Origin of the sequence: Nocardiopsis sp. L17-MgMaSL7, assembly GCF_003182025.1 — a bacterium.
Classification (GTDB): domain Bacteria; phylum Actinomycetota; class Actinomycetes; order Streptosporangiales; family Streptosporangiaceae; genus Nocardiopsis; species Nocardiopsis prasina.
Map to the genome: position 1 here is coordinate 43,233 of NZ_QGTF01000005.1, position 25,412 is coordinate 68,644.

General features: G+C 69.0%; 24 protein-coding genes. 2 read left to right on the top strand and 22 right to left on the bottom strand.

Going from position 1 to position 25,412, the window contains the following annotated elements; genetic code table 11:
* The first annotated feature begins 252 nt into the window (after window positions 1-252).
* Window positions 253-1,680, top strand: coding sequence for a M28 family peptidase (locus tag BDW27_RS10095; protein ID WP_233515732.1), 1,428 nt, complete (start codon window positions 253-255; stop codon window positions 1,678-1,680).
* 305 nt (window positions 1,681-1,985) lie between these two features.
* Window positions 1,986-2,582: a cob(I)yrinic acid a,c-diamide adenosyltransferase gene (locus BDW27_RS10100; protein WP_110049125.1), complete on the top strand. Its 597-nt coding sequence runs from the start codon at window positions 1,986-1,988 to the stop codon at window positions 2,580-2,582.
* Between the two features lie 324 nt (window positions 2,583-2,906).
* On the opposite strand, the gene BDW27_RS10105 is transcribed toward BDW27_RS10100, so the two are convergent.
* The 22 genes from BDW27_RS10105 to BDW27_RS10210 form a co-directional block, all read right to left on the bottom strand.
* Window positions 2,907-3,212, bottom strand: a complete 306-nt coding sequence (locus BDW27_RS10105) for an MTH1187 family thiamine-binding protein (protein WP_110049126.1) — start codon at window positions 3,210-3,212, stop codon at window positions 2,907-2,909.
* Between the two features lie 61 nt (window positions 3,213-3,273).
* Window positions 3,274-3,729, bottom strand: a complete 456-nt coding sequence (locus BDW27_RS10110; protein WP_017546085.1) for a DUF2550 family protein — start codon at window positions 3,727-3,729, stop codon at window positions 3,274-3,276.
* 55 nt (window positions 3,730-3,784) lie between these two features.
* Entirely contained in the window at window positions 3,785-4,174 is a 390-nt protein-coding gene (locus tag BDW27_RS10115; RefSeq protein WP_017546084.1) for a F0F1 ATP synthase subunit epsilon, read from the bottom strand.
* Window positions 4,175-4,303: 129 nt separating this feature from the next.
* Window positions 4,304-5,749: a F0F1 ATP synthase subunit beta gene (gene atpD, locus BDW27_RS10120; protein WP_017546083.1), complete on the bottom strand. Its 1,446-nt coding sequence runs from the start codon at window positions 5,747-5,749 to the stop codon at window positions 4,304-4,306.
* A gap of 5 nt (window positions 5,750-5,754) precedes the next feature.
* The gene (locus BDW27_RS10125; protein ID WP_110049127.1) at window positions 5,755-6,675 is read right to left on the bottom strand and encodes a F0F1 ATP synthase subunit gamma; all 921 of its coding nucleotides are present in this window, start codon (window positions 6,673-6,675) and stop codon (window positions 5,755-5,757) included.
* Window positions 6,676-6,678: 3 nt separating this feature from the next.
* On the bottom strand, window positions 6,679-8,319 hold the full coding sequence (gene atpA / locus BDW27_RS10130) for a F0F1 ATP synthase subunit alpha (protein WP_110049128.1): 1,641 nt from the start codon (window positions 8,317-8,319) through the stop codon (window positions 6,679-6,681).
* A gap of 65 nt (window positions 8,320-8,384) precedes the next feature.
* Window positions 8,385-9,203 (bottom strand): F0F1 ATP synthase subunit delta, encoded by an 819-nt coding sequence (locus BDW27_RS10135; protein WP_017546080.1) that lies wholly within the window; start codon window positions 9,201-9,203, stop codon window positions 8,385-8,387.
* Entirely contained in the window at window positions 9,203-9,748 is a 546-nt protein-coding gene (atpF, locus tag BDW27_RS10140) for a F0F1 ATP synthase subunit B (protein ID WP_110049129.1), read from the bottom strand. The genes BDW27_RS10135 and atpF overlap by 1 nt, the downstream gene beginning before the upstream one ends.
* A 52-nt stretch (window positions 9,749-9,800) precedes the next feature.
* Window positions 9,801-10,028, bottom strand: coding sequence for an ATP synthase F0 subunit C (atpE, locus tag BDW27_RS10145; RefSeq protein ID WP_017546078.1), 228 nt, complete (start codon window positions 10,026-10,028; stop codon window positions 9,801-9,803).
* 125 nt (window positions 10,029-10,153) lie between these two features.
* Window positions 10,154-10,984 carry a F0F1 ATP synthase subunit A gene (gene atpB, locus BDW27_RS10150; protein WP_017546077.1) on the bottom strand — a complete coding sequence of 277 codons (831 nt, stop codon included), beginning with the start codon at window positions 10,982-10,984 and terminating at the stop codon, window positions 10,154-10,156.
* 105 nt (window positions 10,985-11,089) lie between these two features.
* Window positions 11,090-11,320: a hypothetical protein gene (locus BDW27_RS27465; RefSeq protein ID WP_026129511.1), complete on the bottom strand. Its 231-nt coding sequence runs from the start codon at window positions 11,318-11,320 to the stop codon at window positions 11,090-11,092.
* Window positions 11,321-11,425: 105 nt separating this feature from the next.
* Window positions 11,426-11,848, bottom strand: a complete 423-nt coding sequence (locus BDW27_RS10160; RefSeq protein WP_017546075.1) for a hypothetical protein — start codon at window positions 11,846-11,848, stop codon at window positions 11,426-11,428.
* A gap of 224 nt (window positions 11,849-12,072) precedes the next feature.
* Window positions 12,073-13,239 carry an MraY family glycosyltransferase gene (locus tag BDW27_RS10165; protein ID WP_110049130.1) on the bottom strand — a complete coding sequence of 389 codons (1,167 nt, stop codon included), beginning with the start codon at window positions 13,237-13,239 and terminating at the stop codon, window positions 12,073-12,075.
* A gap of 11 nt (window positions 13,240-13,250) precedes the next feature.
* The gene (locus BDW27_RS10170; RefSeq protein ID WP_110049131.1) at window positions 13,251-14,030 is read right to left on the bottom strand and encodes an L-threonylcarbamoyladenylate synthase; all 780 of its coding nucleotides are present in this window, start codon (window positions 14,028-14,030) and stop codon (window positions 13,251-13,253) included.
* An 85-nt stretch (window positions 14,031-14,115) separates the two neighbouring features.
* Entirely contained in the window at window positions 14,116-14,979 is an 864-nt protein-coding gene (gene prmC, locus BDW27_RS10175) for a peptide chain release factor N(5)-glutamine methyltransferase (RefSeq protein ID WP_049575474.1), read from the bottom strand.
* On the bottom strand, window positions 14,976-16,043 hold the full coding sequence (prfA, locus tag BDW27_RS10180) for a peptide chain release factor 1 (RefSeq protein ID WP_017546071.1): 1,068 nt from the start codon (window positions 16,041-16,043) through the stop codon (window positions 14,976-14,978). Before prfA ends, prmC begins: the two co-directional genes overlap by 4 nt.
* Before the next feature lie 120 nt (window positions 16,044-16,163).
* Window positions 16,164-16,373 carry a 50S ribosomal protein L31 gene (gene rpmE / locus BDW27_RS10185; protein WP_017546070.1) on the bottom strand — a complete coding sequence of 70 codons (210 nt, stop codon included), beginning with the start codon at window positions 16,371-16,373 and terminating at the stop codon, window positions 16,164-16,166.
* Between the two features lie 197 nt (window positions 16,374-16,570).
* A complete protein-coding gene (locus BDW27_RS10190; protein ID WP_233515713.1) occupies window positions 16,571-18,397 on the bottom strand; it encodes an L-lactate permease in 1,827 nt (608 codons plus the stop codon).
* 235 nt (window positions 18,398-18,632) lie between these two features.
* Entirely contained in the window at window positions 18,633-20,636 is a 2,004-nt protein-coding gene (rho, locus tag BDW27_RS10195; RefSeq protein WP_110049133.1) for a transcription termination factor Rho, read from the bottom strand.
* A gap of 438 nt (window positions 20,637-21,074) precedes the next feature.
* A complete protein-coding gene (gene thrB / locus BDW27_RS10200) occupies window positions 21,075-22,037 on the bottom strand; it encodes a homoserine kinase (RefSeq protein ID WP_199560606.1) in 963 nt (320 codons plus the stop codon).
* A gap of 750 nt (window positions 22,038-22,787) precedes the next feature.
* Window positions 22,788-23,846, bottom strand: a complete 1,059-nt coding sequence (gene thrC, locus BDW27_RS10205; RefSeq protein WP_199560607.1) for a threonine synthase — start codon at window positions 23,844-23,846, stop codon at window positions 22,788-22,790.
* Between the two features lie 220 nt (window positions 23,847-24,066).
* Complete coding sequence (locus BDW27_RS10210) at window positions 24,067-25,353, bottom strand: homoserine dehydrogenase (RefSeq protein ID WP_110049136.1); 1,287 nt, start codon at window positions 25,351-25,353, stop codon at window positions 24,067-24,069.
* Window positions 25,354-25,412 lie beyond the last annotated feature (59 nt).

Sequence of the window (25,412 nt, forward strand, 5' to 3'; positions counted from 1 at the left end):
CCTTCCCGTAAGGTCTGTGGCTGATTGTGGCAATGTCCCGCGCCATGTCTTGCCGCGACCGGAACCTCCTGCGAGGCTTCTCCGGTACCTCGCCCACCCCAGGTGTCCATCCCCCACACCACGGCACGATGGGCCCCCGTGAACCGGAGGAAGTCCGTGCAACCGACAACCCATGGGAGCCCGCGCGACACAGCGGCCGCGCCTCCCTCCCCCAGGCGGAGCACCGCCGTCACCGCCGGTCTCGCCGCCCTCATGATGACCGCGGGCACCCTGGCGGGCGCACCGGCCCACGCGGACCAGGCCGCGCTCCCCGACCTCGTGTCGGCGGAGGCGATCGGGGCCCACATGGCCAACCTCGACACCATCGCCCGCTACAACGGAGGCAACCGCGCCAGCGGCACCCCCGGGTACGACGTGGCCGCCCTGTACGTCGAGGACCAGCTCAAGCGGGCGGGGTACGAGCCCTACCGCCACGAGTACGACTACGAGGCCTGGCGAGAGAACACGCCCGCCGTGCTCGCGCAGACCGCGCCGAAGCAGCACCCGTACGAGCTCGACCAGGACTTCGTCACCATGAGCTACTCGGGCTCCGGCGACGTGTCCGCCCCCGCCGTCGCGGTCGCCCCCGACAGCGCGGCGAGCGGCTGCTCCCCGGACGACTTCGCGGACTTCCCCGAGGGCGCCGTCGCCATCACGGTGCGCGGCAGCTGCCCGTTCGAGGACAAGGTCACCAACTCCGCCGACGCGGGCGCCTCGGCGGCCCTGGTCGTCAACAACGAGGACGAGGTCTTCCTCGGCACCGTGAGCGAACCCTCCGCCATCCCGGCCGTCGGCGTCTCCGGCCTGGCAGGCGCGGACCTGTTGTCGATCCCGGACCTGGAGCTCCAGGTCACCGTGGACGCCGAGGTCCGCCAGGAGAGCTCCTACAGCGTGCTCGCGCAGACCCCCGGCGGCCGGGACGACAACGTGGTGGTCGTCGGCGCCCACCTCGACGGTGTCGAGGAGGGCCCCGCCATCAACGACAACGGAAGCGGCACCGCCTTCCTGCTGGAGACCGCGATCCGGCTGGCCGAACAGCCCGACCCGAACAACCAGGTGCGCTTCGCCTTCTGGGGCACCGAGGAGTCCGGCCTGGTCGGTTCCAGCGAGTACGTCGCCGGTCTGGACGAAGGGGAGCTCGACGACCTCGCGCTCTACCTGAACTTCGACATGATCGGTTCGCACAACTACGGCCGGTTCGTGCTCGACGGCCGGATGGAGCTGCCGGAGTCCGGCGGCGCCCCCTCCGGCTCCGGTGCCATCGCGAAGGTCTTCGAGGACTACTTCGAGGCTCAGGGCCAGGTCAGCGAGCCGGGTGTGCTCAGCGGCCGCAGCGACTACTTCGGCTTCATGCAGGCGGGTGTGCCCTCCGGTGGCCTGTTCAGTGGTGCGGACGGCGTGAAGTCGCAGGAGCAGGCGGAGTGGTACGGCGGCACGGCGGGCGAGGCGTTCGACCCGTACTACCACACGGCCGACGACACCCTGGAGAACGTCAACTGGGAGTCGGTGGCCGAGCTGTCGGCAGCGGGCGCGCACGGTGTGGAGTTCTTCGCCGAGAGCACTCTCCCGGTCAACGGCGTGCTGTCGATGTCCGCCGTGACGGTGGACCTGCCCCGCAAGGGGGACGCCTGGATCCGCTAGACACGTGATCCACCGCTGATCCGGGAAGCTGGAGGGCGGGTGGCGTGAACCCCCCGGTTCCACGCCACCCGCCCCTCGCGATGTCTCCCCCTCGTACGGTCGTCCGGGCGACCCCCCTCAGTCCCGCCCGGGTGTCCGCGCGTGAACACCGCCGGAAACTACCGTGTGTAGCTCCCTCGTGCCTCAAGGTATCAGTGAGCCATGTCACCTTCACCCCCCGATACTGAACAGTTATCCTCCGTGACTCGCCCGTGCTCAGACCCCACCACGGGCCCGGTTCCACGCCCTCGCCTAGGCTGAGAGCCATGAGCACAAGGGACACGGACAAACCGGTCGTACTGTCGAAGATCTACACGCGTACCGGTGACGCCGGCACGACGGCGCTCGGCGACATGAGCAGGACCTCCAAGAACGACACCCGCCTGGTCGGCTATGCGGACGCCGAAGAGGCCAACGCGGCGATCGGTGTGGCGCTGTCCCTGGGCGACCTCCCCGAGGACGTGCGCGTCCTCCTGCTGCGCGTGCAGAACGAACTCTTCGACCTGGGCGCGGACCTGTCCACACCGATCGTGCCCGACCCCGCGTACCCGCCGCTGCGGGTCCTGCCGGAGTACGTCACCCGGTTGGAAGAGGCCTGCGACACCTACAACGCGGACCTGCCGACCCTGCGCAGCTTCATCCTGCCCGGCGGCTCGCCCACCGTTGCCCTGGTGCACACCGCCCGCATCGTGGTCCGCCGCGCCGAACGCTCCGTGTGGGCGGCCATCGAGGAGCACGGGGACAGCGTCAACCCGCTCACGGCGCAGTACCTGAACCGCCTCTCGGACCTGCTGTTCATCCTCGGCCGCCACGTTGCCGGAGACGGCGACGAGGTCCTGTGGAAGCCGGGCGGCGAACGCTAGGGAACCCCGGACGGGCGAGAAGCCGATCGGCGGCCTTCGCCCGCCCTCCGTCTCACCCGCGTGAACGCGACTGTTCCACAACAGAAAGTGTGGTCGTGCCACATGCGCCCCGGGCCTGTACGCGCGGTTCCCCAACAGGAGGCAGCGGCACGTGGGCGGTCGAGCCGGGCCCTGCGGCCTCGTCTCGGCGGGTCCCCGGGTCCGTCGTCGTGGGTCCGCCGCTCACCAGGGATGTGAGAGGTCCCGGCACGGGGGACGACGCCGTGATTGGTGGGCCGACCCCGCGAACCCTTCCGGCACCTGACGGGGGTGCCGGAGGGGACGTCAGTGGAGGTCGCCGAGTTCGCGCTCGACGGCCTCCACCTTGGTGTGCAGGCCGTCGGTCACGCCTTCACGGACGTCCGCCTTCAGAGTCAGGCTCACCCGCCCGGCCCCCTCACCGGCGGCCTCCACGGCGCGCTTGACGACGTCCATGACCTCGTCCCACTCGCCCTCGACGGTGGTGAACATGGCGGAGGTCTCGTTGGGCAGCCCGCTCTCACGCACGACCCTGACGGCACGGGCCACGGCCGGGGCGACGGACTCGCCGCTACCGAGCGGGGACACTGAGAAAGCCACGATGGTACTCATGGGCCCATGCAAACACACGGGGACCGCCCCTGTGAACCTCAGGGCTCCCGCCGCGCGGCGGTCAGGCCTGCCACTGGGTGCCGGGGGGCATGGACTCGATCCAGGACAGGAACCCGGTGAGCGCGCTCTCACCCATCGCGACCTCCAGGGCGGCCTCACTGGGGTCGCTGCCGTCCGCGCCCGCCCAGCCGACCTCCAGGACCGTGACATCAGCGGGCAGGGGCGCGTCCTCGGCTCCGGGGGCACGACGCCCCACAACGACGAGACCGCGGCGCGACAGTCGCACTGTCGGCCGCGGTCTGAGGGAGAGGACGGGGAACCACCCGAGGTCACCCGAGCCGTAACGGCCGAAGCCGATCCGCCAGGAGCCCCGACGTCCCTTCCCCCCACGCGCACGCAGGTAACACTCGACGGCCCCGCCGCTGCGCAGCAGCACGAACCGTCGCATCCAACCGGTGCCGAGCACCAGCACGACGAGCAGGACGACGGCGAGGACCACCCACAACAAGGACTCCAACCACGGCGTTCCCTGAAGCGGTGCCACACCCACGTCTCGTCGCCTCCCGGCTTCGCTAGGCGACTTCCTCGCCAGCAGCACGCAGGCGGCTGCGGGCACGGGCGGCGGCCGGGTTGTCCCCGGACTCGCCCGCGTCCTTCAGCGCCTGTCGCGCACGGTCCACATCGATGTCCTCGGCGAGCTCGGCGGTCTCGGCGAGGATCGAGATACGGCCCTCACCCGAAACCGAGACGAACCCACCGTGGGCGGCGGCCCGGATCTCGCCGGTCTCACGCGCGCCCAGAACGCGAACGACCGCGTCCTCGGCCAGAAGCGACAGCACCGGGACGTGCCCGGGCTGGACGCCGATCTCGCCCTCGACGGTCTTCGCGATGACCATGTCGCCCTCGCCCGCCCAGACCTCGCGGTCCGGAGAGACGATCTCGACGAAAAGCTTCTTCGACACTGCCACAAACTCCTCGGCTAGCGGGTGGGTTCGGCGGGGCCGAGTACGAATGGATACTCGGCCCCGCCTCGGGTCTAGCCCCGCCCGTCGCCCTCCGCTCTCAGAGCGGGGGGACACTGACGCGCAGTACTAGCCTTCCTGCAGCTTCTTGGCCTTCTCCACGACCATGTCGATGTTGCCGACATCGAGGAAGGCCTGCTCGGGAAGGTGGTCGTACTCGCCGTCACACAGACCCTTGAAGGACGCGATGGTCTCCTCAAGCGGAACGAACACACCCGGGGTGCCGGTGAACTTCTCGGCCACGAACATGTTCTGCGAGAGGAAGCGCTCCAGGCGACGAGCCCGGTTGACGATGATCTTGTCCTCTTCGGACAGCTCGTCCATACCGAGGATGGCGATCTGGTCCTGGAGGTCGTTGTTGCGCTGGAGGATCTCCTTGACGCGCTGGGCCACCTGGTAGTGCTCCTCGCCCACGTACTGCGGGTCCAGGATGCGGGAGGTGGACGCCAGCGGGTCGACCGCCGGGTAGATGCCCTTCTGCGAGATCGGCCGGGAGAGCTCGGTCGTCGCGTCCAGGTGGGCGAAGGTGGTCGCCGGCGCCGGGTCGGTGTAGTCGTCCGCGGGCACGTAGATCGCCTGCATCGAGGTGATCGAGTGACCACGCGTCGAGGTGATCCGCTCCTGGAGCTGACCCATCTCGTCGGCCAGGTTGGGCTGGTAACCCACGGCCGAGGGCATACGGCCCAGCAGCGTGGAGACCTCCATACCCGCCTGGGTGAAACGGAAGATGTTGTCGATGAAGAGCAGCACGTCCTGACCCTGGACGTCACGGAAGTACTCCGCCATCGTCAGAGCCGAGAGGGCCACGCGCAGACGGGTGCCGGGCGGCTCGTCCATCTGGCCGAAGACGAGCGCGGTGTCCGGGAGGACGCCCATCTCGTCCATCTCCAGGAAGAGGTCCGTACCCTCACGGGTGCGCTCACCGACACCGGCGAACACGGACACACCACCGAAGTTACGGGCGATACGGGTGATCATCTCCTGGATGAGCACCGTCTTGCCCACACCCGCGCCACCGAAGAGGCCGATCTTCCCACCGCGCACGTACGGGGTGAGGAGGTCGATCACCTTGATGCCCGTGACCATCATCTCGGTCTTGGACTCGAGCTGGTCGAAGGCCGGGGCCTTGCGGTGGATCGGCCAGCGCTCGGTCACGCCGAGCTCGGCCGTGGGCACGTCCATGGACTCGCCCAGGGTGTTGAACACGTGGCCCTTGACGACGTCGCCGACGGGCACGCTGATGGGCGCGCCGGTGTCGCGGACCTCGGCGCCACGGACCATGCCGTCCTGCGGGGCCAGGGAGATGGCGCGGACCAGGTTGTCACCCAGGTGCTGGGCGACCTCCAGGGTCACGACCTTCTCCGTGCCACCGATGCTCACGTCGGTGTGCAGGGCGTTGTAGATGCCGGGCAGGGAGCCGACGGGAAACTCCACGTCGACGACCGGGCCGGTGACCCGGGCGATGCGGCCGGTGGCGGTGCCAGCGCCGGCCGTACCTTCAACTGTCGCAGTCACTTCTGTTACTCACTTCCCGCGCTGGACCCAGAGAGCGCATCGGCACCGCCGACAATCTCACTGATCTCATTGGTGATCTCGGCCTGACGAGCCTGGTTGGCCAGGCTGGTCAGGTTCTTGACGAGTTCTTCCGCGTTGTCGGTCGCGGCCTTCATGGCCGCCCGACGGGACGCCTGCTGGGAGGCGGCCGACTCCAGGAGGGACGCGTAGATCCGGTTGACCACGTACTGCGGGAGCAGCTGGTCCAGGACCTCCTCCGCGGAGGGCTCGAACTCGTAGAGCGGCAGGGCCTCGCTACCGACGCTCTGCTCGAGCTCCTCTGCGTCGACCTCTTCCACCTCCAGCGGGAGGGCGCGGACCGCCCCCGCCCGCTGGGTCAGCATCGACACGAACTCCGTGGAGACCACGTGGATCTCGTCGACACCGCCCTCGGCGGTGTCCTGGGAGAACCGCTCCATGAGAGTGGAGCCGATCTCCTGGGCGTGCGCGTAGGTCACCCGCTCGGTGAAGCCTTCCCAGGACTCCTCGACCTCACGGCCGCGGAACTTGTAGAACGCCGCACCCTTGCGGCCCACCATGTAGGTGAGGACTTCCTTGCCCTGCTCCTTGAGGAGCTGGGTGAGGGACTCGGCCTCCTTGATGACGTTGCTCGAGAAGGCGCCGGCCAGACCCTTGTCGCTGGTGACGACCAGGACGGCAGCACGGGTGGGGTTCTCGGCCTCGGTCAGCAGCGGGTGATCCGTCACCCGGCTGGCCAGGGCCGACACCGCCCGCGTGATCTCCCGTGCGTAGGGTCCGGCAGCCTCGGCCGCGCGCTGCGCCTTGGTGATGCGCGTGGCGGCGATGAGCTCCATCGCGCGGGTGATCTTCGCCATCGACTTCGTCGAGCGAATCCTCCGGCGATAGACGCGAAGCTGTGCACCCATGGGTTACTTCCCGCCCTTGGCGACCTTGATGGTCTCCTGGCCGACCTTCTCCTCAGCGAGAGCCTCGGCCTCAGCCTCGGTGCCCAGGAGGGTACCGGCGGAGGTCTGGAAGCTCTGCTTGAACTTCTCGATGGCGGCCTGGAGGGTCTTCTGGCTGTCGTCCTCGAACTTGCCGGTGTCCCGGATGGTGTCCAGGACGGCCTTGTGCTCGCGGTCCAGGAAGGACAGGAGGTCCTCCTCGAAGCGGCGCACGTCCTCGACCGGGACCTCGTCGATCAGGCCGGTGTTACCCATCCAGACCGAGACGACCGTCTTCTCCATGGAGAAGGGCGAGTACTGCCCCTGCTTGAGCAGCTCCATCATCCGCGCACCGCGCGCGAGCTGCTGCTTGGAGACGGCGTCCAGGTCCGAACCGAAGGCGGAGAACGCCTCCAGCTCGCGGTACTGGGCCAGGCCCAGACGCAGCGTTCCGGAGACCTTCTTGGTGGCCTTGGTCTGGGCCGCGCCACCGACTCGGGAGACGGAGACACCGACGTCGATCGCCGGACGCTGGCCCTGGTTGAACAGGTCCGAGTCCAGGAACACCTGACCGTCGGTGATGGAGATGACGTTGGTGGGGATGTACGCCGAGACGTCGCCCGCCTTGGTCTCGATGATCGGCAGAGCCGTCATCGAGCCCGCACCCAGCTCGTCGGAGAGCTTGGCGCAACGCTCCAGGAGACGGGAGTGGAGGTAGAAGACGTCACCCGGGTAGGCCTCACGCCCCGGCGGGCGGCGCAGCAGGAGGGAGACCGCGCGGTAGGCCTCGGCCTGCTTGGTCAGGTCGTCGAAGACGATGAGGACGTGCTTGCCCTCGTACATCCAGTGCTGCCCGAGGGCGGAACCGGTGTACGGGGAGAGGTACTTGAAGCCGGCCGGGTCGGACGCCGGGGAGGCCACGATGGTGGTGTACTCCATCGCGCCGGCCTCTTCGAGGGCGCCGCGCACGCTGGCGATGGTCGAGCCCTTCTGACCCACCGCGACGTAGATGCAGCGCACCTGCTTCGTGGGGTCGCCGGTCTCCCAGTTCGCCTTCTGGTTGATGATCGCGTCGATACCGATCGCGGTCTTGCCGGTCTGCCGGTCACCGATGACCAGCTGGCGCTGGCCACGACCGACCGGGGTCATCGTGTCGATCGACTTGATGCCGGTCTGGAGCGGCTCGCCGACGGGCTGGCGCTCCATGACCGTCGCGGCCTGGAGCTCAAGCTCGCGGGTCTCGCTCGTCTCGATCTCGCCCTTGCCGTCGATGGGGCTACCCAGGGGGTCCACCACACGGCCGAGGAAGTTGTCGCCCACCGGGACCGACAGGAGCTTGCCGGTGCGACGCACCTTCTGCCCCTCCTCGATACCGGTGAAGTCACCCAGCACCACGACACCGATCTCGCCGATCTCAAGGTTCTGGGCCATGCCCAGTGTGCCGTCCTCGAACTCCAGCAGCTCGTTCGCCATCGCCGAGGGAAGGCCACCGACGCGGGCGATGCCGTCACCGGAGTAGGTGACGGTACCGACCTCTTCAGCGCGGGTGGCGTCAGGCTCGTACGACTGGACGAAGCGCTGTAGCGCGTCCCGGATCTCATCCGGCCGGATCGTCAGCTCCGCCATCTCTACGTTGTCCTTGCTCTCAAATGGCGCCGGGCCGGCGCCGTGCGTGCTTGCTTGTCTTCGCGTCAGCCGGCCAGGCGGCGCTGGACCTCAGCGATGCGCCCGGCGATCGTGCCGTCGATGACCTCGTCGCCCACCTGGATGGAGAGTCCACCCAGGATTTCCGGGGCGACCTCGATGTTCAGGTGGATCTCACGGCCGTACTTGCGGCTCAGCAGGGTGCGCAGGCGCGTCTGCTGGGTCTCGGTCAGGGCGTGGGCGGTACGGACGACGGCGATGAAGCGCTTCGCGCGCTCGGCCACCAGTTGTCCGAAGTTGTCGAGCGCCTGCTCCAGGGTACGACCCCGGGGGTGGGTGACCGCCTGGCTGACCAGAGCCAGCGTCGCGGCGCTCACCTTGCCCGAGAGCAGGTTCTCGATCAGCGCGTTCAGGTGGGCGTCGGCCACACCCTCACGGGTGAGGGCCGAACGCAGCTCGGGCTCGGCGACGACGATCCGCTGGAAGCGGAACAGCTCGTCCTCGAGCTCGTCCAGCCGGGTGCCCTCTACGGAGGCGACGGTCGCGTAGACCGCCGTCCGCTCCAGGGCGTCCAGCATGTCGCGCCCGGTGGACCACGGCTGCGAGACGACGTCGCTGACCACGATGACCGTGGACGGCGAGACCTTGCCCTCGAGGATCTGACCGATCAGAGCGGTCTTCTTCTCGGGGTCGTTGGCCTGGTCCGCGAGCCAGCGGCGGAGCGAGTGCTCACCGCTGACCAGGGCGACGACCTCGAAGAGCTCGCCGCCCAGCGAGACCGCGTTCCCGGCGCCAGCCGACGCCAGGACGTTCTCGTCCAGGCGCCGGATCGCCTCAGCCAGGGAGTTACGGCTGATACCACGCATCAGCGCACCTCGGCTTGCTTCGCGCTCTCGTCCTGGCCCAGCTCCTCCAGGAACCGGTCCACCACCCGCGTCTGAGCGGCGCTGTCACTGAGCGTCTCGCCGACGATGCGGCTCGCGAGCTCGGTGGACAGGTTGCCGATCTCGCCGCGGAGCTGGACGAAGGCCTGCTGCCGGTCCGCCTCGATCTGCGCCTTGGCGGAGTCGATGATGCGCTGGGCCTCGACCTGGGCCTCCTCGCGAGCCTCGGCGATGATCGCCGCGCGCTGCTCCTTGGCCTTCTCGAGCTCCTGCGCGTACTCGCGGTGCGACTCTTCGAGCTTCTCGCGGTACTGCTGGCGGATCTCCTCGGCCTCGGCCTCGGCCTTCTTGGCCCGCTCGATGCCGCCCTCGATGGCGTCGTGACGCTCGTCGAGGACCTTCATGACCTTGGGGACCGACTTGCGGACCACAAAGAAGTAGATCACGGCAAGCGCGATCGCGCCGAAGGTGAACTTCACCCAGTCGATCCGCAGAATGTTTGGTTCGGCTGCCAACTCCAACAGCATGGTCAGCCCTCCTTCGCGTCAGTTGCCATCAGAAAACGGTTGGCGATTCCGACTAGGCGCCGGGAGCCGCGAAGGCGAGAACGAAGCCCAGGATGGCCAGGGCCTCGATGAGGGCGAAGCCGAGGTAGATGTTGGTCTGGAGCGGGCCGCGGGCCTCGGGCTGGCGGGCGATGGCCTGCATACCGAGACCGAAGACGATACCGACACCGATACCGGCGCCGATGACGCTGATGCCGTAACCGATGGTGTTGATGTTGCCGGTGATCGCAGCGATGTCCATGGTGTTTCCCTTTACTCGACGTCCGGCGTCGCGTTCTGCGATTGGTCAGTTCGCCGGTTTGGACGGGTCTTCAGCACTCCGCGTCCTGGTCCGATCAGGGGATCGGGGGAACGTGGAGGGGGTCTTTAGTGAGCCGCTTCGAGCGACTGGTTGAGGTACAGGCTCGCGAGCAGCGTGAACACGAAGGCCTGGATCAGCATGATCGCGATCTCGAAGACGAAGAAGGCGATGTACCCGAGCAGCGCGGCACCGGAGTAGAACACGGAGACCGCGGCGAGCATCGGCTCCGCCGTCAGGTTGAGCATGTACCAGCCGCCGTAGGCGAACACGGCCAGCAGCAGGCTGCCCGCGAACATGGTCGCGAACAGACGCAGGGCGTGCGTCACCGGGCGGATGAGGAAGACCGAGAGGATCTCGATCGGGGTGACCAGGACGTAGATCCACTTGGGCATGCCCGGGGGGAAGATCTGGTTCCGGAAGTAGCCCCAGCCGCCCTGGTGCTTGATGCCGATCACGATCGTCATCACGTAGATCGTGAGCGCGAACATCACCGTGAAGGCGAGGTTGCTGTTGACCGGGAGCATGCCCGGGATCAGGCCGGTGAAGTTCATGGCCAGGATGAGCGAGAAGATGCCCGTCATGAACGGGATGAACTTGTCACCCTTCTCACCCATGGTCGGCCGGGTGATGTTGTCCCGGATGAACAGGATGAGCAGCTCGCCGACACTCTGCCTGCGGCCGGGGACGAGGCTCAGCTTCCTGCTGAACCACGACCACAGAAGCAGGACGGCACCGACCGCGACGAGCAACAGAACCAGGTACAGGTCGATGCCCGCGCTGCCGGGGATGTTGGCGAACCACGGTTCGGGGAAGAACATCCCGATAGTGGGGGCCGTGAACCCGCAACCGTTGTCGCCGAAGAGATGGCAACCCGGTTCGGCCGCGAGAATGCGCACGTCAGCACTCACGGCGAATCCTTTCGTCGTGACGCAAGAAAGCCTCGTTGATGGTTGTGACTGCAAGCGTCGTCGCGAGATGGGCGACGCGGAACTGCGGGGAGCTCAGAGGTGGCGTGTCTTGGCGACGATCAGATAGATCGAGCCGACCATGCCGAGAACGGCCCCGATGGGCAGGAAGAGGGCCTGGAATCCCAGGAGCCTGTCCGCACCCCAGCCGATCGCACTCCACACGAGCACACCCGCGAGCAGAGTGGAGAAGAGCGCCCAACCGTCGGACTCTCGCGGTGCTGGAGGCGCACTGGAGCCCTTCTTCCTGGCTGGTTCGCTGCTCATCTCGCTCCGGAATATAGCATGTGGGGCTCGGCTGGGACTTGGCAGCCCGGCTGCCCTGGAACAGGTTATTACGCCCGTTCCGGCGGGTCGCGGCGGGGCACCCCATCACGTGTTCTCCGAGCTCTCGCTCGGGTCCACGTGAAGGATCTTCGCCCTGGAAGTGGCCCAGGTCTGCCCACCCAGCCAGGCCAGTACGACGGCCAACGCGCTGTAGACGAAGGCGTTGCTACTGAGGTCCGTGATGAGGGGGCTCCGGCCCAGGGTCACCAACAGAATGCCCAGCAGCGCCATCTTGACGACGAAACCGAGCAGGTTCGCGGCGAGGAACAGGTCCCTGTTCCTCCGGGTGACCATCATGACCGCCCACTGCCCCAGCCCGAAACAGGCGAGGATGATGCCGACCGCCAGGGCCGAACTGAGAGCTCCGGCCGCTCCCGCGAGAAGGCCCGAGACCGCGATGGCCAGGACCCCGCACGCGGCGCTCGGAAGCGCGGCGCCGCGGAGAATCCGGGCGTCGTGTTCCTGCATGACGAAGCTCCGTGGGGTTCAGTGAGTACCTGCTCGTGAAAGCTATCACAAGGTTTTTGGTGCCAAATCCAGGGTGCCCTTAACGCGGTCTTAACGCCTCGCGAAAGCCCCGTTCGGCGGCCCCTTCGGAACTTGTGTCACCTTGCCCACACTTGCCGCGAGCTTCACACCAGCGCACATTCGGAACGGCTGTCGGGACCTCGGTCCCGAACGTGACCCCGCATTTATCCATCGGTTGACCGATGGTGATCTGCCTTCGCGGCGGGCCTGTTCCCCCGGTCCCACGGCAGCAGGCCGCGGCGGCGCAGACGCGGCAGCGCGATGAGACCGACGGCACAGGTGGCGACCAGCACCGTGACCGTCAGGACGATGAGGGCCGAGTCGAAGATGGACAGGGAGACTGCGGCGAAGGCCACGATCCCCGCCCAGAGGTACATGAGCAGCACCGCGCGCGTGTGCGTGTGCCCCATGTCGAGGAGCCGGTGGTGGAGGTGGCCCCGGTCCGGGGCGAACGGGGACTTGCCCGCCAGCGTCCGACGCAGCACGGCCAGGACGAGGTCCGCCAGGGGCAGCGCGATCACCAGCAGCGGCAGCGCGATCGGCAGGAAGACCACCAGGCCCGAGGAGCTGAACTCCTCCCTCGCGGTGTTGGCGTCGAACTGGCCGGTGACCGTGATGGTGATGGAGGTCAGCAGCAGGCCGAGCAGCATCGAGCCGGTGTCGCCCATGAACACCCGGGCCGGGTGGAAGTTGTGGAAGAGGAAACCCACGCAGGTCCCGGCCAGGATGATGGCGATCATCGCCGGATAGGACTGGCGGACGAATCCCTGCTCCACCGCCACCACGTAGTAGTACGCGAAGAAGGCCAGCGACGAGATGCCGACGATGCCCGCCGCGAGCCCGTCCAGACCGTCCGCGAAGTTGACCGCGTTGATGGTCACCACGATGAGCAGGATGGAGACCATCGCCCCGAGCCACGGCCCCAGTGAGAGCTGGGTACCCGGCAGGGGCAGCCACAGCAGCTGGACGCCCTGCCAGACGAGGATGCCCGCGGCCGCGACCTGACCGGCCAGCTTGCTGAGCGCGTCCATCCCCCACCGGTCGTCGATGACGCCGATGACCGTGATGAGGCCGCCCGCCAGCAGCAGACCGATCCACGTCTTGGCGACGAAGACGTTCTGGAGGTGCGGCAGCTGCGCCGAGATGAGCAGCGCGGCCGCGAAACCCCCGTAGATCGCCAGTCCGCCCAGCCGCGGAATGGGTTCGGTGTGCACGTCGCGGTCGCGCACCGGGGGCGCGGCGCCGAAGGCGATCGCCAGTCGGCGTACCAGCGGGACCAGCAGGTAGGTCACCGCGGCGGCGATGACGAAGGTGAGCGCGTACTCCCGCACTGCCTGATCCTCTAGCTCTCGGAGCGGTCGGTGTCCTTGGAGGCTTCGGCCTCCGGCTCGGTGGTCCCGGCCTCCGGCGGTTCGGCCGCCGCCTCGGTTTCGGGTTCGGGCTCCGCCTGTGCCTTCGGCTTGGTCCGGCCCTTGCGCAGCTCCCCGATCACGGTGCCGCACACCGAGCGCAGCTGCTCGATGGAGATCGCCCCGGAGCGCAGCACCCGGGGTACCGCGTACGTGAGATCGACGATGGTCGAGGCCACCGGGCTCTCCGCCTCACCGCCGTCCAGGTACACCGCGACCTCGTCGCCAAGCTGCTCGATCGCGTCCTCCGCCGTGGCGGCGGCGGGCTGACCGGACTTGTTGGCGCTGCTCACCGCCATGGGCCCCGTCTCCTTGAGCAGTTCCAGCGCGACCGGGTCCATCGGCATCCGCACGGCGACGGTGCCCTTGGTGTCGCCCAGGTCCCAGGAGAGACTGGGGGTGGCGGTGCACACCAGCGTGAGCGGGCCGGGCCAGAACTCCTCCATGAGGTCGCGGCCGTGGTTGCCCAGGTCCTCGATGAGCGCGGTGGCCGCGCGCATGGAGCCCACCAGGACCGGCGGCGGCATGTCCCGCCCGCGGCCCTTGGCCTCCAGGAGGCTCGCCACGGCCTTCGGGCTGAAGGCGTCGGTGCCGATGCCGTACACGGTGTCCGTGGGCAGCACCACGAGTTCGCCTCGGCGTACCGCGGACGCGGCGTCGGCGATGCCGTCCTTGCGGGCGGTCTCGTCCGCGCAGTCGTAGATGCGGCTCACCAGCGTTCACCTCAATCTCGGTCGACCGGACCTGGTTTCCGGTCCTGCGGTGGGGATGGGGGGTGTGGTTCGGCGGGCACGGGGGCTAACCGTCGCCGTCGGCGCGGCGCATGACCACGAAGCGGTCGCGCCGGGCCATGTCCTTGCGATTGAGGACGTCGCGCCAGCCCCGGTCCTCGGGGAACAGTCGGGGGATGTCGATGCCCTGGCCGTCGTGGTGTTCCACGGCCATGGCGCCGCCGGGGCGGAGCAGCCTGCGGCCGACCGCCTCGAGTTCGCGGATCATGTCCAGCCCGTCCTCGCCGGACCACAGCGCGGGCGCGGGGTCGTAGTCGCGCACCTCGGGCGGGATCAGGCCCGCCTCCTGCGTGGGGACGTAGGGCGGGTTGCTGATGAGGAGGTCGACGCGGCCGTTGAGCTCGGGCAGAGCCGTGCGCATGTCGCCCTCGTGGGAGGTGACGCGGTCGGCGTGCCCGGTGGCCTCGATGTTGCGGCGGGTCCACGCCAGGGCGCCGGGGTCGATCTCCACGGTGTGCACCCGGGAGCGGGGGACCTCCTGGGCGATGGAGATCGCGATGGCGCCGGAGCCGGAGCCGAGGTCCACGACGAGGGGGTCGGCCACGTCCATGGCGCGCAGGGTCTCGATGGCCCAGTCGACCATGATCTCGGTCTCCGGACGTGGCACGAAGACCCCCGGCCCCACCTGGAGCTCCAGGTAGCGGAAGTAGGCGCGGCCGGTGATGTGCTGGAGGGGTTCGCGCGCCTCCCTGCGGGAGACGCACTCCCAGTAGCGCGCGTCGAAGTCGGCGTCGGAGACGGCGTGGAGTTCCCCTCGACGGACACCGTGCACGAACGCCGCGAGTTCCTCGGCGTCCGTACGGGGTGAGGCCACACCCGCCTCCGCGAGCCTCAGTGTGGCGCGGGCGACCTCGTCGAGCAGGAAGTTCATGATTGGGCGGCTTCGAGCCTCTCCTTGGTGTCCGCGTCCACCAGGGCCTTGACGACCCCGTCCAGTTCCCCGTCGAGGACCTGGTCGAGGTTGTAGGCCTTGTAGCCGACGCGATGGTCGGAGATGCGGTTCTCCGGGAAATTGTAGGTGCGCACGCGCTCGGAGCGGTCCACGGTGCGGACCTGGCTCTTGCGCTCGGCGGAGGCCTCGGCGTCCGCGCTGGCCTGGGCCTCGGCGAAGATGCGGGCGCGCAGGATGCGCATGGCCTGCTCCTTGTTCTGGAGCTGGCTCTTCTCGTTCTGGCAGGAGGCCACGATGCCGGTCGGCAGGTGGGTGATCCGGACGGCGGAGTCGGTGGTGTTGACGCTCTGTCCGCCGGGTCCGGAGGAGCGGTAGACGTCGATGCGCAGATCGTTGTCGTTGATGACGATCTCGATCTCCTCGGCCTCGGGGACCACGAGGACACCGGCGGCGGAGGTGTGGATGCGCCCCTGGGACTCGGTGACCGGGACGCGCTGGACCCGGTGGACGCCGCCCTCGAACTTGAGCATGGGCCACACGCCGGAGCCGGGCTCGGGGGTGCCCCTGTTCTTGAAGGCGATCGTGATGTCCTTGTACCCGCCCAGGTCGGAGTGGGTGGCGTCGATGACCTCGGTCTTCCACCCCTGGCGCTCGGCGTAGCGCAGGTACATGCGGACCAGGTCTCCCGCGAACAGGGCGGACTCCTCGCCGCCCTCGCCGGCCTTGACCTCCATGATGAGGTTCTTGTCGTCGGCGGGGTCGCGCGGGACGAGCAGGACGCGCAGGCGCTCGGTGAGCTGCTCGGCCTCCTCCGTCAGGCGGTCGGCCTCCTCCGCGAAGGAGGAGTCCTCGGCGGCCAGCTCACGGGCGGCGTCGATGTCGTTCTCGACCTCCTTGAGCTGACGGTAGGCCTCGATGATCGGGGTGAGCTGTGAGTAGCGCTTGCCCAGCGTGCGCGCCTTGGCCTGGTTGGCGTGCACCTCGGGGTCGGCGAGCTGCTGTTCCAGCTCGTAGTACTCCCCAAGGAGGTCGTCCAGCTTCACTTTCCCACGTTCCCGTCTTGTCGCTCGCCCTGTCCGTCTCCCCCGTGCGGGGAACCGCCTGGATGCCCGGTGGCGCCGCCCGCTCCTGGGAGGGGCGGCACCGCCGGGCGACGGGCAGCGCTAGCTGCGCTTGCCGAAGCGCTTCTCGAAGCGGGCGACCCGGCCACCGGTGTCGAGGATCTTCTGCTTGCCGGTGTAGAAGGGGTGGCACGCGGAGCACACGTCGGCGCGGATCTTGCCCTCGGTAACGGTGCTGCGCGTCACGAACTTGGCCCCGCAGGTGCAGGTCACCTCGGTCGGGACGTACTCGGGGTGGATTTCGGCCTGCATGTGTGTCTCCTTGCTAGTGCGCGACCGCCGGACGCATGACGACCGCACCACCGTCGGAGGTGGGGCGGTGTTCGTTGACCATGCGCGAACCGGTGTCGCGGCGATCCAGGTAAGAGGGCGGCGTGCACTCCCCCTCGGGAGGACGGCCGTTCCCTGATACCAGTTTGCCAGACCATCAACCATGCCGGGACCAGTACCTATTCCCGACCCCCCTTCGGCGTCCGCGAGCCGCTCGTCGTGCCCGACAGGGGCTTGTGGCGGTCGTTGCGCCACAGCCACCACAGGGTGGCGGCGGTGGCCGCGAGAGTGAGGCAGAGCATGAGCAGCCCGGCGTTGGCTCCAGGTCCGTGGATGAACAGGTACGCCAGCGAACCGGCCATCAGCAGGTAGTAGGTCAGCGGCACCACGGTCTGGCGGAGGATGTCGCCCTCCCGCCCGGCGAGGCCGACCACGGCGGAGGCGGCCACCACGTTGTGCACGGTGATCATGTTGCCCGCGGCGCCGCCGGCGGCCTGGGCCGCGACGACGTTCTCCGGCGGGACGCCGATGCGTTCGGCGGTGGAGTGCTGGAACAGGGAGAACATGAGGTTGGAGACGGTGTTGGACCCGGCCACGAAGGCGCCCAGGGCACCGATCCAGGGTGCCAGCAGAGGCCAGTTGTGCCCGCCGAGTTCGGCGGCCCCGGTGGCCAGGGTGAGCGGCATGCTCTCCAGGGCGGTGGTGCCGAACTCCGACCCGGTGTTGATGAAGACCCGTACCAGGGGGACGGCGAAGAGCAGGGCGACGGCGGCCCCGGCCAGCTGGGAACCGGCCATCCGCCAGGAGTCGGCGATCTCCCGGGGCCGCATGCGGTGCAGTCCGTAGGTGACGAGGCAGACCAGGATGAACGTGGCCCCGGGCGAGTAGAGGGGGGCGACGGAGTCCCCGATGGAGGTGCCCAGGATGTTGTCGGCGCCCACGGTGACGCCCGACAGCCACTCCTTGACCGGCTCCACGGTGCGGGTGGCCACGAGCAGGGCGGCGACCAGGAGGTAGGGGGCCCACGCGCTGAGGAACCCGACGCGACGTCCGGTGTCGGACGGCTGGTCGCCGTTGCCGGACTCGATCCGCCCGGTCCAACGGGCCAGCCAGTCCTCCCTGGGCGGGAAGTCCCAGACCCTCTTCGGCATGAGGAAGCCCCTGCGCGCGGCCAGCACGACGATGACGAGGCCGGTGAGCCCGCCGAGGAGGCTGGTGAACTCGACACCGAGGAAGTAGTTGTACAGGAGTGAGGGGACGGTCAGGGCAAGCCCGCTGAACAGCGCGAACTTCCACACCGCGAGGCCGTCGGAGAAGCGCCGGTTCTCGCCGTAGAAGCCGCAGAGCATGCAGCAGATCAGCAGCGGGACGAGGGTTCCGGTGATCGAGTGCAGCAGGACGGTCTGGAAGCCGATCTCGGTGACGTACTCGGGGAAGCTCATGCCGAGTTCGGACGCGCGGGCCGCCACCCCGCCCCCGCCGTCCAGGCCGCCTCCGACACCGACGAGGATCGGGGTGCCGACCGCGCCGAAGCTGACCGAGGTGCTCTGGATGACCATCCCGACCATGACGGCGGCCATGGCGGGGAAGCCCAGGGCGAGCATCAGGGGGGCGACCACGGCGGCGGGGGTGCCGAACCCGGAGGCCCCCTCGATGAAGCTGCCGAACAGCCAGCCGATGATGATCGCCTGGATCCGGCGGTCGGGGGTGATGTCGGTGAAGGTGCGGCGGATGGTGGCGATGGCCCCGCTCCTGGTGAGGGTGGAGAGCAGGAGCAGCGCGCCGAAGATGATGTAGAGCAGGCCCGCGGCGAGGATCAGGCCTTGGAACGTGGAGGCCGCGACGGCCGCCCATTCGGTCCGCCAGAAGAGGACGGCGATCGCGACCACGATGACGTATCCGGCGGGCATCGCGTACATGGCGGGGACGCGGAACCCGACGAGCAGGACTCCGACGACCAGGATCGGGACGAGCGCGAGAAGGCTGAGCAGGGCGAGGTTGTCCATCCAGGCGGCTCCCTGGTAGGGGGTGTGCACTCTGGCCCGCGTGACCCTACGTTCACGGACGAACACCCACCAGCCCCCCAATGTGATCCGAGACACATTGGTGATCATCGGCTTCCGTACTCCGGAAACACCGCCGCCGACGCGGCCCCGGACACACGAACGGCCCCCTCCCCGAACCCGGGGAGGGGGCCGCCACACCGTCACCCCGCGCTCGTCGCGCGGAGCTCCGGAACGATCACGAGCGCTCGGGGCCCACCGTGGTCTTCTGGATCTGCATGAGGAACTCGGCGTTGCTCTTGGACTCCTTCATCTTGTCCAGGAGCAGCTCGATCGCCTGCTGCGTGTCCAGGGCGTGCAGCACCCGGCGGAGCTTCCAGACGACGTTCAGTTCCTCCGGCGACATCAGGATCTCCTCCTTACGCGTGCTGGAGGCGTCCACGTCCACGGCCGGGAAGATCCGCTTGTCCGCCAGGGACCGGTTGAGCTTGAGCTCCATGTTGCCGGTGCCCTTGAACTCCTCGAAGATCACCTCGTCGGCGCGCGAGCCGGTCTCGACCAGCGCGGTCGCCAGGATGGTCAGCGAGCCGCCGCCCTCGATGTTGCGGGCCGCGCCGAAGAAGCGCTTCGGCGGGTAGAGGGCGGTGGAGTCCACACCACCGGACATGATGCGTCCGCTGGCGGGGGCGGCCAGGTTGTAGGCACGGCCCAGGCGGGTGATGGAGTCGAGCAGGACGACCACGTCCATGCCCATCTCCACGAGCCGCTTGGCCCGCTCGATCGCCAGGTCGGCGACGACCGTGTGGTCCTCGGCCGGGCGGTCGAAGGTCGAGTGGATGACCTCGCCCTTGACCGTGCGCTGCATGTCGGTGACTTCCTCGGGACGCTCGTCCACGAGGATCACCATCAGGTAGCACTCGGGGTTGTTCTCGGTGATCGCGTTGGCGATCGACTGCATCACCATCGTCTTGCCCGCCTTGGGCGGCGAGACGATCAGACCGCGCTGGCCCTTACCGATGGGCGCGACGAGGTCGATGATGCGCGTGGTGAGGATGTTCGGCTCGGTCTCCAGGCGCAGACGCTCCTGGGGGTAGAGCGGCACCAGCTTGGAGAACTCCTGCCGACCCCTGGCCTGGTCCGGCGACATGCCGTTGACCGAGTCCAGGCGCACCAGCGCGTTGAACTTCTCGCGGCGCTCGCCGTCCTTGGGCTGGCGGACCGCACCGATGATGTGGTCGCCCTTGCGCAGGCCGTGCTTGCGCACCTGGGCCAGGGAGACGTAGACGTCGCTCTGCCCGGGCAGGTAGCCGGTGGTACGGACGAAGGCGTAGTTGTCCAGGATGTCCAGGATGCCCGCGACCGGCAGCAGGACGTCGTCCTCGCCGATGACCGGCTCCGGCTCCTGGCCTGCCCCGCGTCCGCCGCGACGGTCCCGGCGGTCCCGACGGCGTCCGCGGCGGCGGCCGCCACCGAAGTCGTCGTCGTCGTTGTTGTTGTTCCCGCTGTTGCCGCGGCCCTGGTTCTGGCCGCCGCCACCGCCGCCGCCCTGCTGACGGTCGGAGTTGTTGTTGGCGTTCTGGTCGTCACCGCCGCGGTTGCGGTTGCGACGGTTGCGCTGGCGCTCGCGACCCTGCCCGGACCTGGTGTCACGGTCCTCGGAGTCGGGGCCGTTCTTCTGGGGGGTGCTGGATGTCTTGGTCACGCTGCTCGCGGAGGTAGAGGAGTCGGTGCCGTCCACCGAGCGGGTCTGGTCACCGGACTCGTCGCCGCGCCTGCGGGACGAGCGGCGGTTACGGGAGGGCTTGTCACCCTTCCCACCCTGGGTCTCGGTCACGGCCTGGTCGGACGACCGCTCACCGGCGCTCCTGCGCGGTGCCTCGTCCGTGCCCGACTTGGCGGGAGACTGGGATTCGGCCGGGCCGTCAGTTGCCTCGACCTTACCGGCCTTGGGAGCGGTGTCGGCTTTCTTTCCGGATTTGGCCGACGCGGGACCGCCCACCGGGCCGCCCTGCTTGGCCTCGATCGCGGCGATGACGTCGCTCTTGCGCATGCGCCCCGTACCGGTGATGCCCATGCTCGACGCGAGCTTCTGGAGCTCGGGGAGCTTCTGGGCGGCGAGCCCGGTGCCGCGCGAGGCTGCGCGAGGCCGCGTGGTCGTGGCCTCTCCGGCCTCCGAGGAGGCGTCGGTGCTCTTCTTGCTGTCGACCGCCGCGTCCGTTCGGAGTTCGGTGGTGTCGCTCACTAAGGGTCCTTCCCAAGGAGCGGGCTTCGGCCGTCAGCGGATTGCATGAGCGGCCGGCCCGATGGTGCGAACCGGCAGGGGCCGGGTAGGGCGTGCCCCACGTGGATGTCGGAAACCGGCGAAAACGGTCCCCTACCCAATCGCGGCGGGCTCTGGGTACAGCCAGACGTCGGGGCGAGTGGCTCGGAGGTTTTGCCTGTCTACCCTGAGGACACGCCCGACCATGACGGAGGAGCGTACTCGGGAGACGTGGGCACAGCGGGAAATCCGCTGGATCGACACTTGGGCCACCGCTTCCAACAGGTCGAGAGATCGGACCGCCGGAGTATGGGACGCGGAAGCCGTTGTGGCGGATGAGCACACGCCCCGCAACGGGGCATCTGGTGCTTCACCAAGCCTAACATCACCAGAGGCCACGGCTATTCCTCGACACAGATGCTACGGATGGGGAGATGGGGTCCGCACCCCCGCCGGCTCGATGTGCAGGGGGCGTATGTCCCAATCATTACCCGCCCGTCGGCGAATCGAATCAACCTGTCGGATGATTTCCGGCGAATCCTCCTGGGCCCGTCCCTCAGGAACGGAGCACAGAACGAGGACCGTGGGGCCCGCGCCGGAGACCACCGCCGGGAGTTTCTCGTGTTGACGCAGGTCACGGATGAGTTCGAGGGTGCGCGGCATCGCCGGTGCGCGGTACGCCTCATGTAGCCGATCCTCGGTGGCCGCGTACAGGGATTCGGTCTGGCCACAAACGGCCGCCGTCATCAGCGCGGCGCGTCCCGCGTTGAAGGCCGCGTCCGCGTGGGAGACGGTCTCGGGCAGGAGCCCCCGCGCGCGCTCAGTGGACAGCCGCCACCCGGGCACGCACAGCACGGGCAGCAGCCGCTCGTCCGGCGTGAGCCGCGCGGCGCCCCAGGAGTCGCCGTCGCGGAAGGCCACGGTGTAACCGCCGTGGACACAGGGCGCCACGTTGTCCGGGTGGCCCTCGATGTCCGCGGCGACCTGGTAGATCCAGTCCCGGTCCGGGCCGCCCCCGGCGCCGGCCCTGCCCAGCAGCGCCGAGGCCGCCGCGACCCCGCCCACGATCGCCGACGAGGACGAGCCCAGCCCGCGCGCGTGCGGAATCCCGTTCACGCAGTGCAGGTCCAGCCCGGGGAGCTCCTCCCCGACCCGCTCGAAGGCCTCCCGCATGGCACGGACCACGAGGTGGCGCCCGTCCAGCGGCACCTCGCCCGCACCCTCCCCCTCGACCCGGATACGGACCTCACCGTCGGCGCGCGTCGCCACGTGGAACTCGTTGTACAGCTGGACGGCCAGACCGAGCGCGTCGAAGCCCGGCCCGAGGTTCGCGCTGGTGGCCGGGGCCCGGACGGACACCCGGTCGGGGCGTGGTGGGGTCATTCCTTAATCCCTATCTTTTTGCATCTCCGCTTCGCTTCGATGCATGTTCGGCTGTACCACTTTGGGCCTCCGCTTCGCTTCGGCCCGGGTTCGGCGCCTTTGCAGAGAGATTCTTCGTCCTCGTCCACGCCTGACGCTCGTCCCTCGCTAACGGCTCGACTCCTCCTGCAGAACCCTCTCCGGCGCTCTCGACCTTCTTTGGGCCTCCGCTGCGCTTCGGCCCGGGTTCGGCGCCTTTGCAGAGAGATTCTTCGTCCTCGTCCACGCCTGACGCTCGTCCCTCGCTAACGGCTCGACTCCTCCTGCAGAACCCTCTCCGGCGCTCGAACGGGCAACCCCCTGCGGCGAGGTGTGCAAGCGGGACCCACGGCTGTGGCTGGGGAGACCCGGTCAGCACACCCGCTGGGGCTCGGGTGGACGGGCGGGACCCACGGCTGCGGCTGAGGTGACCTGCTCAGCACACTGGCTGTGGCTGAGATGGGTGGGACTCACAGTTGTGGCCGAGGAGACCCGTCGGCGCTCGACCCGATTCGCAGCTGAGCAGACAGGATTCGCCTGTCAGCTGACCCAGACAGCCCCAGAGTCGGCAGGCGGGCACCCCCTTGGAGCGGAGGCGCCCCCGTCTGGCCCTCCAGCCGTGGCTGAGGCTCCCGGTCGACCCTTCGCCTGTGGGGCAGGTCGACGGGAGGGCGCTCACCCGGGAGACGCCCAGTCGATTCCCGGGGTGGGCGGTTGGGCTCCGGGGCGGGGCTAGGCGAGGTCGAGGGCCCTGGCGGCGGCCAGAGCGTCCACGGGCACGGTGGTGGCGGAGGAGGCTCCGGCCAGCGCCCAGTCCGGGTCCTTGAGGCCGTTCCCGGTCACCGTGCACACGATCCGGCTGCCCTTGGGGACCAGACCGGCCTGGGCGGCCTGGAGGAGTCCGGCCACGCTCGCGGCGGAGGCGAGTTCGACGAACACGCCCTCCTCGGCGGCGAGGAGCTTGTAGGCGGCCATGATCTGCCGGTCGGTGACCTTGTCGATGAGGCCGCCGGACTCGTCGCGGGCCTGCTCGGCGAGCTTCCAGGAGGCGGGGTTGCCGATCCGGATCGCGGTGGCGATGGTGCTCGGGCTGGTCACCGGGGCGCCGTCGACGATGGGCGCCGAACCGCTGGCCTGGAAGCCGAACATGCGCGGGGCCTTGGTGGAGACACCGTCTCTGGCGTACTCGGTGTAGCCCATCCAGTAGGCGGTGATGTTGCCCGCGTTGCCGACCGGGATGCAGTGGATGTCCGGGGCGTCGCCGAGGGCGTCCACGATCTCGAAGGCGGCGGTCTTCTGTCCCTGGAGGCGGTAGGGGTTGACCGAGTTCACCAGGGCGACCGGGTAGTCGACGCTGAGCTTGCGGGCCAGTTCCAGGCAGTCGTCGAAGTTGCCGTCGACCTGGAGGAGGCGGGCGCCGTGTACGAGGGCCTGGGCGAGCTTGCCCATCGCGATCTTGCCCTGGGGCACCAGCACGGCGCAGGTCATGCCCGCGCGGATCGCGTAGGCGGCGGCGCTGGCGCTGGTGTTGCCGGTGGAGGCGCAGATGACGGCCTTGGCGCCGTCCTCGGCGGCCTTGGTGATGGCCATGGTCATGCCCCGGTCCTTGAAGGAACCGGTGGGGTTGAGGCCCTCGACCTTGAGGAGGACCTCGCATCCGGTGAGCTCGGATACGCGCGTGGCGGGCAGCAGCGGGGTGCCGCCCTCCTGGAGGGTGACGACGGGGGTGTTCTCGTTGACGGGAAGGCGGTCGCGGTACTCCTCGACGATGCCTCGCCACGCCCGTGCCATGCTCACGACGGTGTCCCTTTCGGGTGGATGCTGTTGCGCTGGACGCGCGGCCGGACCCGGCGCGCGTGGGGATGCGGGCGGGGCGTCGCGGGAGCGATCGGTCCCCACCAGCTACGAGTCTATGACCCAGCCCGAGCTGTCTTGCATCTCGGGAAGGTGTTTCTCACCATGTGGACACCCCGTCCGGGGCGCGCGAGGGCGCGTCCCCGGGACGGCGGGGCTACTCCTGGAAGGTCTCCACGCGCATCACGCTGGCGACGTCGCGGACCATCGGGTGCGCGCTGAGCTTCTCGACGGTGCTGCTCAGGGCCGCGTCGGGCGCGGGGTGGCTGACCAGCACGAGCTGGGCGTCGTCCCCCGTCCCCTCCTGACGCACGTTCTTGATGGACACCCCGTGGTCGGCGAAGATCTCGGCGACCTTGGAGAGCACACCGGGGCGGTCGGCCACGTCCAGCGCCACGTGGTAGCTGGTGATGGTGTGACCCATGTCGTGCACCGGGAGTCCCGTGTCGTGGGCACCCTCGGACACCGACGTGTGGGCCAGGCGGTTGCGGACCACCGCCACCAGGTCGCCCAGGACGGCGCTGGCCGTGGGCGTGCCCCCGGCCCCGGCACCGTAGAACATGAGGCGACCGGCGGACTCGGCCTCGACGAACACCGCGTTGTAGGCCTCCTTGACGCTGGCCAGGGGGTGTCCGACCGGCAGCATCACCGGGTGGACACGCACGCCCACGGACTCCCCGTCCTCCGAGCGCTGGCAGATCGCCAGGAGTTTGACGACGCAACCCATGGCTCGGGCGCTGGCGATGTCGGCGGCCGACACCGCGGTGATGCCCTCCCGGTGGACGTCGGCGGCGGTGACCCGCTGGGTGTGGAAGGCCAGCCGGGCCAGGATCGCGGCCTTGGCGGCGGCGTCGAAGCCCTCCACGTCGGCCGTGGGGTCGGCCTCCGCGTACCCGAGGGTCTGCGCCTCCTCCAGGGACTCGGTGAACCCCGAGCCCAGGGAGTCCATGCGGTCCAGCACGTAGTTCGTGGTCCCGTTGACGATGCCCAGGACCCGGTTGACCCTGTCACCGGCCAGGGAGTCGCGCAGCGGGCGCAGCAGCGGGATGGCCCCGGCCACGGACGCCTCGTAGTAGAGGTCGACCCCGGCCGCACGCGCCGCCGCGTGCAGCGTCTGGCCGTCCTCGGCGAGCAGCGCCTTGTTGGCCGTCACCACGGACTTGCCCGACTTGATCGCGGCGAGCATCAGCGAACGGGCCGGTTCGATCCCGCCGATGACCTCCACCACGACGTCGATGTCCGGGCGGGTGACCAGCGCCGTGGCGTCGGTGGTCAGCAGCGCCGGGTCGACGCCGCGGTCGCGGTCCAGCCGACGAACCGCGATGCCGCCGATCTCGATCGGCGTGCCGATCCGCGCGGCCAGTTCCTCGGACTGCTCGTTGACCAGGCGGACGACTTCCGAACCCACAACGCCGCATCCGAGCAGCGCCACCTTCATCGCCATTTGGGCGTGACTCCCACTTCTCTCGTGTCCGAACTGCCGGGCACCGGTGCGGTGCCCGC